General features: G+C 47.3%; 18 protein-coding genes and 1 riboswitch. Of the genes, 8 read left to right on the forward strand and 10 right to left on the reverse strand.

The annotated features are described in order from the left end of the window. Window positions 1–162: 162 nt before the first annotated feature. A complete protein-coding gene (locus tag HNR50_RS03505; protein WP_246433754.1) occupies window positions 163–801 on the forward strand; it encodes a redox-sensing transcriptional repressor Rex in 639 nt (212 codons plus the stop codon). A 24-nt stretch (window positions 802–825) separates the two neighbouring features. On the opposite strand, the gene HNR50_RS03510 is transcribed toward HNR50_RS03505, so the two are convergent. Then, window positions 826–1365 carry an O-acetyl-ADP-ribose deacetylase gene (locus HNR50_RS03510; protein WP_184743810.1) on the reverse strand — a complete coding sequence of 180 codons (540 nt, stop codon included), beginning with the start codon at window positions 1363–1365 and terminating at the stop codon, window positions 826–828. A gap of 106 nt (window positions 1366–1471) precedes the next feature. Between HNR50_RS03510 and HNR50_RS03515 the strand changes: the two genes are divergently transcribed. The 5 genes from HNR50_RS03515 (at window position 1472) to HNR50_RS03535 (ending at window position 6236) form a co-directional block, all read left to right on the forward strand. Beyond that, window positions 1472–2266 carry a glycerophosphodiester phosphodiesterase family protein gene (locus HNR50_RS03515; RefSeq protein ID WP_184743813.1) on the forward strand — a complete coding sequence of 265 codons (795 nt, stop codon included), beginning with the start codon at window positions 1472–1474 and terminating at the stop codon, window positions 2264–2266. 341 nt (window positions 2267–2607) lie between these two features. Beyond that, entirely contained in the window at window positions 2608–4044 is a 1437-nt protein-coding gene (gene guaB, locus HNR50_RS03520; protein WP_343060081.1) for an IMP dehydrogenase, read from the forward strand. 26 nt (window positions 4045–4070) lie between these two features. After that, a complete protein-coding gene (gene guaA / locus HNR50_RS03525; protein ID WP_184743816.1) occupies window positions 4071–5627 on the forward strand; it encodes a glutamine-hydrolyzing GMP synthase in 1557 nt (518 codons plus the stop codon). A gap of 86 nt (window positions 5628–5713) precedes the next feature. Continuing rightward, window positions 5714–5944 (forward strand): hypothetical protein, encoded by a 231-nt coding sequence (locus tag HNR50_RS03530; RefSeq protein ID WP_184743819.1) that lies wholly within the window; start codon window positions 5714–5716, stop codon window positions 5942–5944. Beyond that, a complete protein-coding gene (locus tag HNR50_RS03535) occupies window positions 5925–6236 on the forward strand; it encodes a YbjQ family protein (protein ID WP_184743824.1) in 312 nt (103 codons plus the stop codon). The genes HNR50_RS03530 and HNR50_RS03535 overlap by 20 nt, the downstream gene beginning before the upstream one ends. On the opposite strand, the gene HNR50_RS03540 is transcribed toward HNR50_RS03535, so the two are convergent. The 7 genes from HNR50_RS03540 to HNR50_RS03570 are packed head-to-tail and all read right to left on the reverse strand — an operon-like array spanning window position 6209 to window position 12740. Next, on the reverse strand, window positions 6209–6826 hold the full coding sequence (locus HNR50_RS03540; protein WP_184743827.1) for a histidine phosphatase family protein: 618 nt from the start codon (window positions 6824–6826) through the stop codon (window positions 6209–6211). The genes HNR50_RS03535 and HNR50_RS03540 overlap by 28 nt on opposite strands. Then, window positions 6823–7563, reverse strand: a complete 741-nt coding sequence (gene cobS / locus HNR50_RS03545; RefSeq protein ID WP_184743830.1) for an adenosylcobinamide-GDP ribazoletransferase — start codon at window positions 7561–7563, stop codon at window positions 6823–6825. Before cobS ends, HNR50_RS03540 begins: the two co-directional genes overlap by 4 nt. Beyond that, entirely contained in the window at window positions 7560–8624 is a 1065-nt protein-coding gene (gene cobT, locus HNR50_RS03550; RefSeq protein ID WP_184743832.1) for a nicotinate-nucleotide--dimethylbenzimidazole phosphoribosyltransferase, read from the reverse strand. The genes cobS and cobT overlap by 4 nt, the downstream gene beginning before the upstream one ends. A 54-nt stretch (window positions 8625–8678) precedes the next feature. After that, entirely contained in the window at window positions 8679–9227 is a 549-nt protein-coding gene (gene cobU / locus HNR50_RS03555) for a bifunctional adenosylcobinamide kinase/adenosylcobinamide-phosphate guanylyltransferase (RefSeq protein WP_184743835.1), read from the reverse strand. Continuing rightward, complete coding sequence (locus tag HNR50_RS03560) at window positions 9218–10321, reverse strand: pyridoxal phosphate-dependent aminotransferase (RefSeq protein WP_184743836.1); 1104 nt, start codon at window positions 10319–10321, stop codon at window positions 9218–9220. Before HNR50_RS03560 ends, cobU begins: the two co-directional genes overlap by 10 nt. Continuing rightward, window positions 10318–11247, reverse strand: coding sequence for a cobalamin biosynthesis protein (locus tag HNR50_RS03565; RefSeq protein ID WP_184743838.1), 930 nt, complete (start codon window positions 11245–11247; stop codon window positions 10318–10320). The genes HNR50_RS03560 and HNR50_RS03565 overlap by 4 nt, the downstream gene beginning before the upstream one ends. Further along, complete coding sequence (locus tag HNR50_RS03570) at window positions 11244–12740, reverse strand: cobyric acid synthase (RefSeq protein ID WP_343060082.1); 1497 nt, start codon at window positions 12738–12740, stop codon at window positions 11244–11246. The genes HNR50_RS03565 and HNR50_RS03570 overlap by 4 nt, the downstream gene beginning before the upstream one ends. Before the next feature lie 21 nt (window positions 12741–12761). Next, window positions 12762–12943: riboswitch (cobalamin riboswitch) on the reverse strand. 89 nt (window positions 12944–13032) lie between these two features. Here HNR50_RS03570 and HNR50_RS03575 point away from each other — a divergent pair. Then, window positions 13033–13410 carry a RidA family protein gene (locus tag HNR50_RS03575; RefSeq protein WP_184743840.1) on the forward strand — a complete coding sequence of 126 codons (378 nt, stop codon included), beginning with the start codon at window positions 13033–13035 and terminating at the stop codon, window positions 13408–13410. Here HNR50_RS03575 and HNR50_RS03580 read toward each other — a convergent pair. Continuing rightward, complete coding sequence (locus tag HNR50_RS03580; protein WP_184743842.1) at window positions 13403–14539, reverse strand: PilZ domain-containing protein; 1137 nt, start codon at window positions 14537–14539, stop codon at window positions 13403–13405. The genes HNR50_RS03575 and HNR50_RS03580 overlap by 8 nt on opposite strands. A 104-nt stretch (window positions 14540–14643) precedes the next feature. Between HNR50_RS03580 and HNR50_RS03585 the strand changes: the two genes are divergently transcribed. Further along, the gene (locus HNR50_RS03585; RefSeq protein ID WP_184743844.1) at window positions 14644–15840 is read left to right on the forward strand and encodes a hypothetical protein; all 1197 of its coding nucleotides are present in this window, start codon (window positions 14644–14646) and stop codon (window positions 15838–15840) included. Here the strand turns inward: HNR50_RS03585 and HNR50_RS03590 are convergent. Further along, on the reverse strand, window positions 15790–17286 hold the full coding sequence (locus HNR50_RS03590) for a hypothetical protein (RefSeq protein WP_184743846.1): 1497 nt from the start codon (window positions 17284–17286) through the stop codon (window positions 15790–15792). The genes HNR50_RS03585 and HNR50_RS03590 overlap by 51 nt on opposite strands.

Here is a 17286-nt window from a genome sequence, read left to right on the forward strand (position 1 = left end):
TAAAAATGTAATTTTAGTTTGCGGCAAGGATATTTTCATATCTATATACTTTGTTGCTTAAAATGAATTATAGAACTATAATCTATATATAAATATATATACATACTTCTGTTTTTGATATATATTGGCATCTATATATTAAAAAAGATAACAGGGAAGGTTATGCATAAACTAAATAAGAACGTTACTATGAGCTCGGCCAGTATTCCAACTATCCGGCGCTTACCTTCTTATCTTTATCTGGTCAGGAAAGCCAAAGAAGAAGGCATTGAAATCATTTCCGGTACAGTCATTGCCAATGAACTCGATCTCGAGCCGATTCAGGTTCGCAAGGATCTGGCTTCTACGGGTATCATCGGAAAGCCGAGAGTCGGCTATAAGGTAACAGATCTGATCGATGCCATTGAAAAATTCCTGAACTGGGATAAGAAGCACAACGCCATCCTCGTCGGAGCAGGTAACCTCGGATCCGCTCTGCTCGGTTACAAGGAATTCACTAAAAACGGTTTGAACTTTCTGGCCGCTTTTGATGTCGATGAGAAAAAAATCGGTACTTCCATCAACGGAACCAAAGTACACAACATAAGCGAGCTCGAAGCATTTGTAAGAAATGAAGATGTCCAGATCGCCGTACTGACTGTCAGATCGGGAATTGCCCAGGATGTGGCTGACCTGATCAGCGAAGCCGGAATTCAGACTATCTGGAACTTCACTAAAGTAAAACTAAAAGTTCCGAAAGATGTTTTACTTCTTAAAGAGGATCTGTCGTCCAGCTACGCAGTCCTTTCCGTTTACAGCTGACAAGCCGGTTTTAACCGGCTTTTTTTATTTTTCGAAAAGTCTGTCAGCGATCTCCACATACAGGGGAACATAAGATCGACTGAACAGAACCAGGATAATCTCCCTCAGTCCCCGATCGCCTGTTTTCAGAAAATCTCTGATAGTAATCAGAGCTGTTTCCTCTGCCTGATTCATGGGATATCCATAAACTCCCGCACTTATGGCCGGAAACGCCAGGGACTCGACTCCGTTCTTCTCCGCCAGCTCGAGGCTGGAGCGATAGGCCGATGCCAACAATGCCTCCTCTCCCGAATGTCCGCCTCTGTAAACCGGACCTACCGTATGTATGATATGATCAGCGGCTAGGTTATAAGCACCGGTTATCCTTGCCTCTCCTGTCGGGCATCCGCCTATTTTACGGCATTCTCCGAGAAGTTGAGGACCGGCTTTTCTGTGAATGGCTCCGTCGACACCACCTCCGCCCAATAGGCTGTTGTTCGCGGCGTTTACAATGGCATCGACCCTGATCTCTGTAATATCTCCCGTTACGATTTTTATCAGACAGCTTCCTGATTTCCATTCCATATCACCCTCCGGGTCTTTTTGAAAAAAATTCAAACGATTCTTTTGTTTAAAAACACAATTGGTATAATCCTATATATAAGAATATAATCCATCGGGAGGTTCTGCCGTGAAAGATTTCTTTTCCCCCAACCCCGTCGTGCTGGCCCATAGAGGCGATAGTGTGCGATATCCTGAAAATACCATGCCGGCTTTTGAAAGCGCCGTGGCCATGGGTGTCGATGTTATAGAGACCGATGTCCATCTGACAAAAGACGGAGAGGTCGTCATATGGCATGATGACTCTCTTGAGAGAATGAGCGGGGATCCGCGGAAAATCACAGACATGAACTGGAATGAAGTGCAGGAGATAAATGCGGCATATCAGTTTACTCCCGACAAGGGAAAGACCTTCCCTTACAGAGAGTCCCCGATTCCACCTGTGTTGCTGAAAGATCTTTTATCCCGGTTTCCGGAAATGAGATTCAATGTGGATTTAAAAGATAAAAAGAAGGAGCTGGCTGAACAGCACGGAAAGATTCTGGTGGAAACAGAGGCTTTATCCAGAGTGGTTACAGCATCATTCCACGGGAATGTTCTCGCTCATTTTCGCAAACGCTTTCCCCGGGCCCTTACATCCTGCACGTCCTTAGAAGTTATTAAATTCCTGGTCCTGTACCATACACGCCTCCTTTATTTCCCCCTGCCCTGTAAAATGAAAGTTCTGCAGGTTCCGGAGATCAGTGGAAAAATAACAGTTCTGACCCATGGCTTTATATCTGCTCTCCATAAAAGAGGGCTGAAGGTTCAAGTGTGGACAGTCAATGAACAGGATGAAATGCGCCGTTTTCTGAAGATGGGTGTTGACGGTATTTTTACAGACAGGCCGGCACTCCTTCTGGAAACTTTAAAAAAAGGAGAGTAATATCAGAATCTCCCCTTTACAAATCCACATAAATTTGTAAATATCCATTATGGAAAATAACAGATTGAAAAACATTGGACACTTCAATTTTGTAAACAAACCCTTAAGGGGTTATCTGCGTCTGTCCCTTTCCCGGAGACAGCGGTTTTCCGTCATTATGAAAAGACCCGCCTCCGTGCGGATTTTTTTTTACCCGAGTCATTTGCGCCCGACAGAGTGTTCTGCCGGGCTTTTTTTTTATTCCCAGTAAAATCAGACAGATTCCAGATATCTGCTGAAAGATAGAAATAGGGCTTTATGTACAAAAATCAATTTAAACACAGGAAAAAAGGAGTGAAAAAGTGTTAACAATTTCTGAAAAGTACAGTTACGACGATGTTCTACTGGAACCGGCATATTCCGATGTACTGCCGGGCGATGCCGATATCCGGACAAGACTGGCTGGTGATATTTATCTGAATATCCCGATTATTTCCGCAGCCATGGATACCGTAACTGAAAAGGAGATGGCTGTTGCACTGGCACTTCAGGGAGGAGCGGGAGTGATTCACAGAAATCTCTCCCCTCAGGATCAGGCGGCACAGGTCGGCGCGGTAAAGCGCTTTCTGAACTGGGTAATAGAGAACCCCATAACTGTTGAAAAAGGTCAGACCGTAGCCGATGTTCAGGTAATTATGGACCGATACGGCATTTCCGGGCTACCCGTTGTGTACAATGGCCTCCTTTGCGGGATTATTACAGGCCGTGACCTGAGGTTCTGCAGCGACCTCTCTCTCAAAGTAGAACAGTTGATGACAAAAAATCCTGTCGTTGAAAAAGGAAATGTCAATCCGGCATCAGCCCGGGAAAAATTCAATTCCCACAGAATCGAAAAACTACCGGTTGTAGACAATGAAGGTCATCTTACGGGACTGATTACCGTGAAGGATATAGAAAAACATGAGAATTTCCCCCTGGCCGCAATGGACAGCCACGGAAATCTGATTGTCGGAGCAGCCGTGTCACCTATGGATTACGATAAAAGGCTGCCTCTTCTTATGGAAAACAAGTGCGATTTTGTTGTCCTCGACACAGCGCACGGTCTCAGCAAGGCCGTACTGAAAGCAGTTGAAGGAATCAAAACAAAATACGGCATGACCGTAATCGGCGGAAATGTCGTCAATGCTTCGGGAACCAAAGCCCTGATCGAAGCGGGCAGCGATGCTGTTAAAATCGGTGTCGGTCCCGGCTCTATCTGCACGACGCGGATTGTAGCCGGCGTGGGAGCTCCTCAGTTTTCAGCCGTTTACGAGTCTGCCGAGGAAGCGGAAAAGCACAATATCCCCGTTATCGCCGACGGTGGAATAAAATTCTCCGGTGATATAACGAAGGCAATCGGAGCAGGAGCATCGACTGTTATGATCGGAAACCTCCTCGCCGGCCTGAAAGAATCTCCCGGAAAAGAAGTTCTTTACGAAGGCCGCATTTTCAAACAGTATCGGGGTATGGGCTCTGTAGGAGCCATAAAAGACGGCAGCGGCGACCGCTATCAGATGAAAGAAAACGATCAGCCCGTTCCCGAAGGGGTCGAAGGAAGAGTGCCCTACAAAGGAGAACTGGGCCCCTACCTTCAGCAGCTGACTACGGGACTGAAAAAAGGCATGGGATACTGCGGTTGCAAAGATATTGAGACATTGAGAAAATATAAGAAATTCATCAGAATTACCGGTGCCGGACTGCGGGAAAGCCACGCTCACGATGTGTCGATTTCCCAGGATGCGCCAAACTATTCAATTTGAAAGCAGAATAAAAGGATTGGAAAGAAATGGATAAGATACTGATTTTGGATTTCGGCGGCCAGACAAGCCAGCTGATCGGCAGAAGAATTAGAGACGCGGGTGTTTATGCCGAAATAATCCATGGAGATACGGAATTAACAGATCAGATACTGACATCGGATGTGAAGGGCCTCATACTATCGGGTTCTCCTTACTCTGTCTATGAAGAAGGTTCGCCCCGTCCCGATAAAAAAGTGTACTCGCTGGATATTCCCGTACTGGGCATATGCTACGGGCTGCAGGTCACGACCTGGGAAAACGGGGGAAAAGTAGCTCCTCTCCATACGAAAGAATACGGAAGGAGCGCTATCCGATACCGCAAAACCGATTGCCCCCTTCTCAAGGATATTCCCGATAACTTTGTCTCATGGATGAGTCATGGCGACAGTCTGGACGAGCTGGCTCCCGGTTTTGACCTTGTGGCCGAAAGCGAGCACGATCTGCCGGCAATTGTAGAGAATAGAGAGAAAGGTTTCTGGGGGCTCCAGTTTCACCCTGAAGTGACTCATTGCGAATACGGTTCCAGAATTCTGGAAAATTTCGCTGTCCATATCTGCGGCGCATCCAAAGGCTGGTCCATGGACAAGTACGTGGAGGACGCGGCTGAGCGGTTGAAGAAACAGGTCGGAAATGAAAAAGTGCTTCTGCTTATTTCCGGAGGAGTCGATTCCACAGTTGCCGGCGGGCTTCTGCTCAAGTCTCTCGATCCGAAAAACATCTATCTCATGTATATAGATACGGGAATGATGAGAAAGAACGAGACAGAAAAGGTATCTGAAAACCTGAAGAAGCTCGGTGCGGAAAATCTCTTAATCATCGATGCCCGGGACCGGTTTCTGGGACCTCTGGAAGGCATCAGCGATCCGGAAACCAAAAGGAAGAGCATCGGAGACACTTTCATTCGCGTTCAGGAAGAAGAAATTGCCAAGCATATCAGCGGCGATTACTTTCTGGCTCAGGGAACACTCTATACAGATCTTATTGAATCGGGCAAAGGTGTGGGAAATAAAGCCGGTGTCATCAAATCCCATCACAATGTGGGAACGCCGCTCGTCGAAGGGAAACGGAAAGAGGGAAAGATCGTCGAGCCGCTTGATATGCTCTATAAGGACGAAGTCAGACGGCTGGGCCTTCTGTTGGGGATCGAAGAAAAGATAGTCTATCGCCACCCCTTCCCGGGACCGGGACTGGGCATCAGAATTATCGGAGATGTCACTGAGGAGAAATGCGATATACTCAGAGAGGCCGATTCCATTTACATTGAAGAGCTGCACAAGCGGGGCCTTTACAGCCGGATTTGGCAGGCATTTGCCGTTCTGCTGCCGGTTCGTTCTGTGGGCGTAACTGGCGATGCGAGAGAATACGGATACGTGCTGGCTCTGAGAGCTGTCGTTTCCCACGACGGAATGACGGCCGATGTTTTCGATTTCCCCACAAAGGATCTTCTGGAAATATCGTCTCTCATCACCAATAAAGTAAAAGAGATAGGACGGGTCGTGTACGATATTTCTTCTAAGCCGCCCTCCACAATTGAGTGGGAATAGTGTTCAACTTCTGATTCGGAAGGGGTCCTGTAAGGGGGCTCCTTTTTTTTCTTTGCTTTTGGCAAAATGCTGTATAATTTAAAACTATGAAAGGAAAATATCTAATTACCATTATCATTTCAGCAGTATTTCTGGTTATAATCGGCGGATACTTCTCGCTCATCCTTTTCGGTCTTATCGAATCAGGACTGGGTGGTTTGTGGACTTTCATAGTCCTCCTTGTTGCAGCGGGGTTTCTGGGACTGATGATATACACCATGATAGAACGGCTGAAAGAGCAGAAAGAGGAGAATCCTGATGACTATCGTAAATACTGATTACATTACCGGCAAAGAACTGGAAACCCTGGGGCTTGTGAAAGGATCCATAGTACAGTCCAAAAATATCGGCCGGGATCTGATGAGCAGCTTCAAAACAATCGTAGGCGGAGAAATAAAATCCTACAGCGATATGCTGAATGAGGCCAGAGCCATTGCCACCAAAAGAATGGTCGAGGAAGCGGAAGCCATGGGAGCTGATGCGGTCGTCAACGCCCGGTACTCCTCGAGTGCCGTTATGCAGGGCGCCGCTGAGGTTATCGTTTACGGTACGGCCGTCAAATTCAAATAAACCAGTTCGGCGAACCGGGGATAGAGTTCCAATCGGGAAACCGATCCCCGGTCCATCCTGAAATTCCAGAACTTATCCGGTTCAATTCCCAGATAATTGAGCAGGAGGAGCACGAGGGGTCCCCTGTGGGAGACTATCATTATCTCATTTTTGTTTTTATCAGCTATAAGGGGATTGATGAAATTCACAGCTCTCAGAACTCTCGACTCAAGTTCGCTGAGACTCTCACCCCCCGGCGGTGAATTTTCAAAAGGATCTGAAATCCAGTTCCGCAGTATTTCGTTCTCTTCTGTCGAAGCTATCTGATCGTAACTTTTTCCTTCCCAGTTACCGAAGTCACTCTCTTCCAGACCCGGAACGATTCTGTATGGACAGTTCAGGACCTCACTGAGAATATGAGAGGACTGAAGAGCTCTTTTCATAGGAGAAGTCAGGATAATCCCGGATTTAAAAGATTCAGAACCGAAGGATTCAGCCATTTCAGCTATTTGCTGTACACCTTTTTCATCCAACGGTACATCGCTGCCCCGTCCGATATAGGTACCCCTGCCTTCGCACTCCCCATGGCGTATAAGATACAAAGATATCATAGGGGCAGCATGACCAGCAGAGTCAGCAGCTCTGTCCCTTCGGTCATGGCCCCGTAGGTATCGCCGGTCAGACCACCCAGTTTTCCCGTCAGAAATGCGGAAAAAACCAGGGTGAGAACTGTTGCGGAAGCCAGAGCCGCCGCACCGGCAATCCCGCCTATGGGGAGCACGATGAGAAGAGTCAGGATGAGTGCTACAATCAGTTCTTTCAGATATATATGCTTTTTGAAAAAAACCCCCAGACCGTCTTCTCTTGCCGAATCAAAATAAAAAATTGAAAAAACCGAAACCCATCGCCCCACGACGGGAGCAATAATCAAAGCCCGGTATTTATTGTCATCGTAAAACCCGAACAGTTCATTGAGAGTTGCTGTTTTGAGGAGAATAAAGGAAATGAGCGTCAGGACGCCGAAAGCTCCTATGCGGCTGTCTTTCATGATTTCCAGACGCCGCTCCTTTGTCGTTCCTCCCCAGACTCCGTCAGCCGTGTCGGCCAGACCGTCGAGATGAAGTCCCCCAGTGATAAAAATCCACCAGACCGTGACCAGAACAGCGCTGAGGAGTGGGGAAAACAGAAGCCCGGCCAGGAAAAATATACCGAAATTTGTCAGACCGATTATTAACCCGACCAGAGGGAAAAAGGAGATGGATCTGGCCACCTCCGCCATATCTTCACCCTCTTTCCAGGGAATGGGTATGACCGTCATGAATCTCAGCGCATAGATAATCTTTTTCATAACTCCGTTACATCGGTTACACCGGCCTGATCAAAAGTCCGGATCTCTTTTAAAGCCCGAACAGCCGCTTCACAGAGAGATATACCCAGTGCGGCTCCTGTGCCCTCACCCAGACGCAATCCCAGATCGAGCAGCGGTTTCTGCTTCATGAATCCGGCAGCATGGCCATACCCTCTTTCTGCGGAATGGTGAGAGAGGATGAGATAGGGGGAGATCTCCGGGCTCAGCTGATCCGCCAGAAGTGCCGCGGCAGTAGAAATAAAACCGTCTACGACGACAGGGATTCCTTTCGATGCGGCGGCTAACATTGCTCCCGCCATCCCCCCTATTTCAAACCCGCCGATTTTCGCCAGAACATCGATGGGATCTGTTTTATCGGGCTTGTTGACATCCAGAGCTTTTCTGATAACCTCGATCTTGCGTTTGATCGTCTCATCATCGATTCCTGCCCCGGGACCTGTCACTTCCTCCGGATCCGCCCCTGTATATAGCGCGTATATAGCGGAAGCCGGCGTGGTATTTCCGATTCCCATCTCTCCGACTCCAATAATATCCAGTCCTATACCAATCTCTTCGAGAACAGATTCTATACCGCCCTCCAGAGCTTTGACGGCCTCAAGTCTTGTCATGGCCGGTCCCCTGCTGATATTGGAAGCGCCCTTGCCGACCCGCTTATCCTTTACTGAATCTGGACGGTCGTAAGGTGTGGCAACCCCCATATCTATCAGAACCAGCCGTGCCCCGCTGTGGTTGGCAAGGGCATTGACCGCACCGCCACCCGATACAAAATTGAGAACCTGCTGGGCTGTTATTTCCATCGGAGCGCTGGCAATGTCTTCCTCAAATACGACGTGATGATCTCCGGCGAATGTGAATATTGCTTTGTTTTTAATTTCCGGCAAAGCCTGCCGCTGTATACCGGCAATGATTATAGACAGATCTTCCAGTCTGCCCAGACTTCCGGGAGGTTTTGTCAGTTTATACTGACGCTCTCTGGCTTTATCCATAGCCTTTTCGTCGAGAGGTTTAATGTCAGCCAGCGTTTTTTTGAGTAAATCCACAGGATCTCCTTTAATTTTGGTTGCTTTTCTCATTCCGTCTTCAACCGGAAGTACCTATTTCAATTGGAGCGGCAAACCCGCATTCATCATAAAGACTTTATCTGCAGCCGAGGCCAGTTTCTGATGAGCCATTCCGGCAATATCCTGAAACATCCTGGCCCACTGATGCTCAGAGACCAGTCCGTTTTCCACCTGGTTGGAAATAATTATCAGTTCATTTTCACATTGACTGAAGATATCGATAATTCTCTGAAGCTCCTGAAATACCACGTCCTGAGCTTCGCTTGCAGAACAGTTCTCTCCTCTGTCAAAAATCAGGTTTGTCATGAGAAGAGTGAGACAATCCAGAAGAACGACATTGCTCCCTCCGGCCAGCGGCTCAAGGGCTGCACTCACCTTTACCGGTTCCTCGATAGTCTCCCAGTGTGCCGGTCTATGGGCTCTGTGTCTGGCAATTCTTTCGACCATTTCACTGTCGAAGGGTCTGGCCGTAGCGATATAATACACAGGGACATTGTGCGTCTCTGAATACACCGCTGCTCTGTTTTCCGCAAATGATGTTTTTCCTGTTTTCGTTCCGCCAAGAACCAATACTATTCCCATATGCTCCGAGCCTCTCTCATGGCTTCAAGAAGCCTGTTGTTATTACGAGCGTTGTGAACTCCGATGCGGATGTGATCGGGAAGTCCGAAAGACGTACAGTCTCTGATCTGCATCAGCTGCGGCTCCAGCTTTTTCTGAAGCAGAGCGGCGTACCCTTCCATTCCTTCGGGAACGTATTCACGAGATCCGAGTTTTGCCATAAAGAAATTCGATTCCGTATGGTAAACTTTGAGTCCCATTTCAACCAGTTCATTTCTGAAGCGATCTGTTTCATTTCTAACTTTTTTCCAGGTGGACTTGTAATAGTCCCTTTCTTTGAGACAGGCGATTCCAGCTCTCTGGGCCGGTGCGCTGATACTCCATTCCGGCTGATAACGGGCGATTTCTCCGATCAGTTTCGGATCGCCGTGAATGTAGCCGAGCCTCAGACCGGGGATGCCATAATCCTTGGTCATGGAATTGAGTCTGAGGATATTGGTCGATGTGTCTCTGAAACGGATACTGTCCCTTGTGAACGCCACATAAGCCTCATCGATTATCACGATCGTACCGGATTCGACGGCAGCTGATTCGATTTTCTTCAGATCCTCATTAACGACATAAGTTCCGGTGGGATTATTGGGATTGCAGATCCAGAAAATTCCGGGGCGGTTCTCTTTGATTTTTGTTATGATGCGTTCAACCGGAGGACGGAAATCATCATCGGCCAGACTTGTAATCTCTTCGACAGAGCTCTTCCTGAGCTCTGAAATCTTCCTGTACTGACTGTAGGCAGGTCCCGAAATCAGGACATTTGATTTTTCATCGAGGAAAGCCTGACCGATAAGGTGGATCCCCTGCGATGTTCCATTAACGGCCAGAATCTCATCAGGTGTGCACCCTTCATAGTCGGCAATACTCTCACGCAGTTCTCTTGCCACGGAATCGGGATAACGGGTCAGATTGCAGCTTTTGACAGCTGAGAGGACTTTTTTATGAACCGGGAAGGGATTAATACTGACACTGAAGTCGGTTATCTCATCGGGGCTGATCCCCTTTTCCCGCAGTTTTGCGTAATCAAGACCGCCATGAGTTCCGTTTTTAGTTTTTTTCATACCAGGACCTCCAGTAAAGCCAGAAGAAATATCATATACATTCCGGCAGCTGTCACTATAATTCTAGTCGCTCTGCCAATGAATTGAAAATCAGCTTTCTCTTCACCGCCGACAAGTGTGTATTCCTCTCTTTTTTCAAGAGAAATTCCCAGAGAACCCGCCATAGCCGACATGGTCCATCCGGCGTTGGGGCTGCTTGTCTCACCGTGGGATTGTCTCATTGTCTTCCAGGCGTTTTTTCCCTTCTCTCCGTTTACGGCCGCTGCCGCTACAATCAGAAGCCCTGCCAGACGGGCCGGGATCCAGTTGAGTATATCATCGAACCGGGCAGCGAACTTTCCACCGGACTCATACTCCGCAGTTCGGTATCCGATCAGGGAATCGCAAGTATTGACAAATCTGTATGCCCAGGCTCCGGGAATGCCGGCAAATGCGAAATAAAAAAGAGGAGAAACAAAACTGTCTGTCAGATTTTCCGAAACCGATTCGATGACAGCACCGCAGACCTCCTCTTCCGATAAATTTTCGGTATCGCGGCTGACGAGATGATAGGAGGTCAGGCGGCGGGCGTCTTCGAGATCCCCCTCTTCCAGAGCCTTTTTTATCTGTCCGGCGGCTTTAACAAGGGCTTTGAGGGCAAAAACAGGCTTCAGCAGCAGGATGGAAACCAATACACCCGCCATCCCTTTAATAAAGGTATGTAAAAAGTAAGGGCCACACCAGAAAATGAAGCCGCCGCTCAAAACAAGAAAAACTCCCCATAAAAGAAGCGTCCTTTTCTCCCTGCCCGGCCTTCTGCTCCAGAGAAATTTTATATAATGTCCCATGTAGAGGACGGGGTGGAACCTGTCGGGATATTCTCCGAAAACAAGATCGAGAACAAAAGCCGAAAAGACAATGAGCTGCGCTGTATGAGATGCTGTCATAAACCGATAATCCTGTCGATAAGATCCATCTGGCAATTCTCTTCAATGATACCTGCCAGCCTGTCCAGATGTTCTTCCTGAACCTCATTCAACGACCGGGGAATCCCTGAAACAGTCCATCCGATAGACTCGAGCCAACGCCTCCGGAATCCCGGTTCATTGAAAACACCGTGAAAGTATGTTCCCCAGATTCTACCGTCCAGGGAAACCGCGCCGTCCTCTTCTCCGGTGTTCTTGATAAATAGCGGAAAAGCACCTTCTTTCAAAACCGATTCTCCCATATGAATTTCATACCCTGTTACCGGTTCATTGAAATTTTGGAGAAAACCTCTATCCGTAGCGGGATGCCCCTGTACTCTGACAGTCTTTTTTTCCCTGTTAAAATGAGTTTTGACGGGAAGCAGTTTCATTCCTTCCGTATCCCCCGGATCCCCTTCGAGTCCGAAGGGATCCGAAATGGACAGACCGAGCATCTGAAATCCTCCGCAGATACCGGTCACCGGAGTACCGGTCTCTGCCAGATCGATAATTTTACGCTCCATCCCCGTCTCCCTCATCCATTTCAAATCAGCGGCCGTTGTTTTACTGCCGGGAATAATAATGGCCGAAGGAAAACCGATTTCTCCCGGATGGTCCACAAGGCGAATGCCGACCCCCTTTTCCAGAAGAAGGGCATCAAAATCATCGTAATTTGACATGCGGGGAAGCTGTATGACAACGATATCCACCGGACCTCCGCCGAATCGCCGGTTCTTTTCCACAAAAACCGAATCTTCCTGTGCGAGACCGGGATCAGCCATCCAGGGAATGACGCCGACAGTTTTTCTTCCGCCGGTCAAATCCTCAAGCATTTTTAATCCCGGTTCAAGAAGAGAAACATCTCCCCGGAATTTGTTAATAAGAAATCCCTTTATTAAAGCCTTCTCATCGGCATCCAATAGTTCAACCGTGCCATAGAGGGAAGCGAAGACCCCGCCGCGGTCAATATCGGCGGCAAGCAGAACCGGGGCATTCAAATACTGCGCCACGGCCATATTGACGATTTCCGAATCTTTAAGATTAATTTCGGCAGGACTGCCGGCCCCTTCGCAAATGACGAGATCGTATCGGGATGTCAGGCTGTCAAGAGATTCCCGGACGTGGTTCCATAGCCTTTCTTTCGTTTTATAATAATCGGAGGCTTCCAGATCCTTCCAGGGTTTCCCCATGACTACGATCTGCGATTTCATAAAGCCGTGTGGCTTGATCAGAACAGGATTCATTTCAACAGAGGTCTCCAGCCTGGAGGCAGCGGCCTGAAGAGCCTGCGCCCGGCCGATTTCCAGCCCGTCGGGTGTGACAAATGAATTAAGTGCCATATTCTGGGCTTTGAACGGGGCGACGGAAAGCCCTCTGTTGTTGTAAATGCGGCACAGGGCAGCGACGATCAGGCTTTTTCCCACATCGGAGCCTGTGCCCTGAATCATCAGGGTTTTAGCTTTTCGATTTTTCACTACTCCCTCCACGAAGAGCAACAAAGACAGATTTAAGCAGCAGGTCTCCTGGCTTGCGGGACTTTGCCGAAGGCCTTCCCGGAACTGAATCCAGTGGCATCTTCTCCGGCACACACCCGTTTACAGTGGCGGGACCGCTCCGGAATTAAACCGGATTCCCTTTTAAGATCATCATTCTGATCACTGCTGGCTTACAATAGCATAGAAAAAGAAGGTCGAAAAGAGTTTTTTACCGAAGCCTCCTGTATTATACTGTCAGGTAAAGATCAGACATGAAGGACGGTACGTGACTATGAAGAAAATTATATCCACAGATGAGGCGCCCGCTGCAATCGGCCCCTATTCGCAGGCTGTTGAAGCAAATGGAACCATTTATATATCCGGCCAGATTCCGCTCGACCCGACAACAGGGAAAATGGTCGATGGAGGTATTGCCGAACAGACCGACCGTGTTCTAAAAAACATTCAGGCGATTCTGGAAGCTTCGGGCTTAAGTCTTGCTAATGTGGTTAAGTCCACAGTGCTTCTCAAGGACATCGGTGATTTCAAAGCGATGAATGAGGTATACGGTCGTTATTATAAAGAAAATCCCCCGGCCAGAGCGGCGTTTCAGGTAGGAGCCCTTCCTCTTGATGCATTGGTTGAAATCGAAACCATAGCTGTCAGGTAATTTTCTTGAGCTTGCTGATTAATCGGTAGGGAGTATCCTCGGCTTCTTCCTCACACATTCGATAGTAATCGTCTATATGGAGTTCCCGTTTCTTTCCTCCGAGTTTCCGTACCGATTTTATCAGTTTCTTCATTGATGCTCTGTCTTCTCTCGAAAGGCTTGAAAACTGAAGCCCGTATAAATACATATCACCGTTTTTTCTTTTCCACACGACATGACAGCCTACGGAATGAGAAACCTGATTCACGATAAAATGCAGACGGCACCTGGTGCCCGTATCAAGAACCATATTGGTTCCGACTGCGCAACCGCTTTTCGAGATATCGGAAAGCTTCACGGGCTGAGAATGTCCCCCCCATTCCAGGGCCAGATCAAAGGACATGATAAAACGCCGGCTCGATCGTCTTTCATCTCCTTCCCCTCCATCGTTATCGAAAGATGCGGCTTCCCTGAGCCTCTCAATAAGATGGTCGAGCCCCTCCTTCTGTACATCATCAACTTTTAAGAACATCAGCCCGTATCCGTAGTATTTCTCGGTTTCCCTGGCTATGCGCATAACTCTGGCATGGAGAGATATATGAAAACTGCCGCAGACGATAAGTACGGGAACTTCGACCCCGACATCAATCAGAAAATCGGCAAAGAGATAACAGCCTCCCCGGGAAATATCGGAAATGATAACATTACGGTCCATTCCCAGAAATTTCAAATATATATCGATCTCATAGCGCTGATCCTGCTCCCACCATCGCAGACGGGGATGAAAATAAGGCGCGATAAGATGACGGCGGAAAAAAAGAAGCGCTACGAAAAACAGGGCCCCGTTCATGGCCAGAACAAGGAGGGCCGAAGCGAAGGGATTAAAAAAAAGAGCCGCTATATTATATAGAATCATTATGAGGGCTGAAGAAATGAGAACCCACCAGCCCCACTTTTTCACCATCCAGATGGACAGGGCACAAACCGGATACAGAACCAGGATTATGATGTCATATAAAGGGAGTCGGCTGAGAATACTGCCGTAACCGACCAGAGGAACCATGCTTAATGCGGCATTAAAAACGAGAATCGCAACAGGTGAAATGAGAAACAGAACTGAAATAAGAACAATACTGAGTGGCTTTCTCATAATGACAACCCCTTTTCAGTTTGATTTTAACATAATGAAATCCAATTATCAAATATGATATGGGAATGACTTGAAAATCGATAAGCAGGTTTTACAATTTAAATATGGGATACAGATTTTATTCCTTTTTAATCTTTATCATGCTTCTGCCGTTGTCCGGTTGTTCAGTCATGATGCTCGATCCTCTTCCGGCGGATACAAGCCCGTCGGAAATACTGCTTGTCATAGAACAATCCCGATTCGCCGAACTTGAAGATTCGCTTAACCAGTATGCCCGGGATATCAGTGCCGAAGGCGGTTCTGTTGAAATTCGGACATTTCCCTCCAGCGGCGATCCCGCTTCATTGCGCGCTATGATATCAGACCGGGGAGATTCGATCAGCGGTTCTTTTTTTGTCGGGGATCTGCCGGCGGTGTGGTATGAACAGAACGCTTTCGGAAAACTGGAAGAGTTTCCCGTGGATCTTTACTATATGGATCTCGATGCGGTCTGGACTGACAGCGATGATGATGGTAAATATGACGATCACAGCCCTCTGGAAATAACCCACTATGTCTCAAGGATAACAGGCGATAACCGGGAACTCATTTCCTATTTCTCCAAACTGCACAATTACCGCACAGGTAATTACTCCTATCTGGGCGGCGCTTTCATTTTCAAAGATGAAGACTGGTTCGACACTTACCGCGGTTCCTCTTTCGGCCTGGATCGTATGTACGAGTCGGTACGAATCAGAGAGAAGGCTGCGGAAACACTCAAGGACGATTATCTTTATAACGTCGCCTATGAGGGGGCTGATTATGTCTACCAGTGGATACATGCGACACCCACGTCCCTTTATATCAGCGACGGCTCATCCTACAGCACTTTCCGTTACAGTGAGATTGAGCAGTACAATACAAAAGGGCGTTTTATTAATATGTTCAATTGCAAAGGTGCCCGATTTACCCAGGCCAATCTGGCTATGGCTTATCTTAACGGAACCGATACAGGCCTGGCCGTTACGGGATCTACGAAAGTCGGGGGCAATTACTATCCTCTGGAATTCCATCGGACGCTCACAGCCGGCAGCAGCTGGGGAAATGCCTATAAATCATGGTATAATTATTTCGGCAGGAGCGATGACGAATGGTTCCTCGGGATGATAATTCTTGGCGATCCGACTCTCCGGATAATCGACGCTGAAGTCGACCGTACAATCACGCGCAACTCCTTCAGCCAGCTCGTACCACCTGACGATGAAACGAAATCAAGACTGGGAGAGGTCCTTATCCTTTTTGATGATATTAATCTCGAATAATCTCTTTTTATTTAAATGATTGGACTCAAAACAATAAAGAGTCATTCTACCGGTCCGTTTATATATATAATCTCTGATAACCGTTCTGACGCTTTCCATAGCCAGTGGACCGCTGACTGATAAAATCAGTCCCGCGGCATTTCCCCGGCGCAGAGCTTTATAGAGAATCCGGCTTTTTCTGTACAATTTGTATGTACGGTAACTCTCTCTGAAACGGGGAAAACGCGTTGAAAACCATTCTCCCGCCAGTTCATCTCCAATATTCTTTGCCGTTATGAGAAAATCGAGGGAAATATTGTCGAGTAGAAAAGTGCCGAAAAGAATCCTGCTGTAAGCCAGGAGAGATATCATGTAAAAAGAATCAAACAGATCGACAAGTCTCAATCGGTGATAGAAGTTTTTGCTTCTGCTGTAGGGTCCGGCGATGGCTAGAAACATATGATAAAGCTGCTGCCTGTCGGATACACCTTTCGGGGCGGCCGGATTGTACTGACCGGCGGTACGGACCGGTATCTGCAGAAGCCGTTTCATGAAGTTTCTTTTTTTATTGAACCGGTATTCAACACCGTTAAAATCAAGATCTTTTTCAGGACTGATTCCGTATTTTTCGAGATATTGCTGATAAATCAGATAAGCCTCTTCAAATAGGGCTGAACGGTATATGCTGTTTTCCGGATCAATTAGTTTTTCGATTTCCGCTGCCTCTGTGCGGATTCTATCACGGGAGAATGACTCGAGTTTCTTTTCGAGAATCGCATTCCTTCCGCCGTAGAGAACCATAATGTAATAGAAGCTTTTCGTGAGTATGAGGGAATAATAATGGCGCCAGATTAATTCTGTAAAAAAGAGGGAAAAAAGTGAAGCGCCCATACTGATAAAAATGGAAGGGAGACCTATGAGGGGAATAAAAAGCAGCCTGATGATCTTTCCCGTAACGCGCCCCTTTCTGAAGACCCTGAGAAAAGGGATTTTTCTGTATATGAGCCCGTAGTATTCCCCTATTCTGTTAACCCGTAGAAACCAGGATATTCGGGTTCTGGATAATCTTTCGACTCGTCTGTTCCCTTTCCACAATTCCTCCAGATCATTCATAAGAAGAAAAGAGCATTTTATGAGATCCGATAAAGAGAAGGAAAATTTCAGCTTATCGTTTTTTTCCCTGCTGTAAGCTGTCTGCGCAATAAGAAGAATGGTCCTGAAATCGTCCCGTATATGATTGGAACTGACAAATGGTGTTTGAATCTTTTTTTTCAGAAATTCTTCAAAAACAGCGAAAGCTTCCCTCTCTTCCCCCTTTTCGGGAAAATCCTGACGAAGCTTTTGAAGGTGTTTCAGCCTGATTCTGCGGATTATAAGCTTTCCTATAAAGAAGCGGATAACAAGCGGAATAATTATGAGAGCAAAGAGAAAGGGGAGTACAAGTTTAAAGATAATTACGGGCTCCAT

Origin of the sequence: Spirochaeta isovalerica (assembly GCF_014207565.1) — a bacterium.
Lineage (GTDB): Bacteria > Spirochaetota > Spirochaetia > DSM-2461 > DSM-2461 > Spirochaeta_F > Spirochaeta_F isovalerica.

Coding starts and splice junctions, on each gene's coding strand:
- HNR50_RS03505 (WP_246433754.1), top strand. CDS start 163: ATGCATAAACTAAATAAGAACGTTACTATGAGCTCGGCCAGTATTCCA.
- HNR50_RS03510 (WP_184743810.1), bottom strand. CDS start 1,365: ATGGAATGGAAATCAGGAAGCTGTCTGATAAAAATCGTAACGGGAGAT.
- guaA (WP_184743816.1), top strand. CDS start 4,071: ATGGATAAGATACTGATTTTGGATTTCGGCGGCCAGACAAGCCAGCTG.
- HNR50_RS03530 (WP_184743819.1), top strand. CDS start 5,714: ATGAAAGGAAAATATCTAATTACCATTATCATTTCAGCAGTATTTCTG.
- HNR50_RS03535 (WP_184743824.1), top strand. CDS start 5,925: ATGACTATCGTAAATACTGATTACATTACCGGCAAAGAACTGGAAACC.
- HNR50_RS03540 (WP_184743827.1), bottom strand. CDS start 6,826: ATGATATCTTTGTATCTTATACGCCATGGGGAGTGCGAAGGCAGGGGT.
- cobS (WP_184743830.1), bottom strand. CDS start 7,563: ATGAAAAAGATTATCTATGCGCTGAGATTCATGACGGTCATACCCATT.
- cobU (WP_184743835.1), bottom strand. CDS start 9,227: ATGGGAATAGTATTGGTTCTTGGCGGAACGAAAACAGGAAAAACATCA.
- HNR50_RS03560 (WP_184743836.1), bottom strand. CDS start 10,321: ATGAAAAAAACTAAAAACGGAACTCATGGCGGTCTTGATTACGCAAAA.
- HNR50_RS03565 (WP_184743838.1), bottom strand. CDS start 11,247: ATGACAGCATCTCATACAGCGCAGCTCATTGTCTTTTCGGCTTTTGTT.
- HNR50_RS03575 (WP_184743840.1), top strand. CDS start 13,033: ATGAAGAAAATTATATCCACAGATGAGGCGCCCGCTGCAATCGGCCCC.
- HNR50_RS03580 (WP_184743842.1), bottom strand. CDS start 14,539: ATGAGAAAGCCACTCAGTATTGTTCTTATTTCAGTTCTGTTTCTCATT.
- HNR50_RS03585 (WP_184743844.1), top strand. CDS start 14,644: ATGGGATACAGATTTTATTCCTTTTTAATCTTTATCATGCTTCTGCCG.
- HNR50_RS03590 (WP_184743846.1), bottom strand. CDS start 17,286: ATGGAGCCCGTAATTATCTTTAAACTTGTACTCCCCTTTCTCTTTGCT.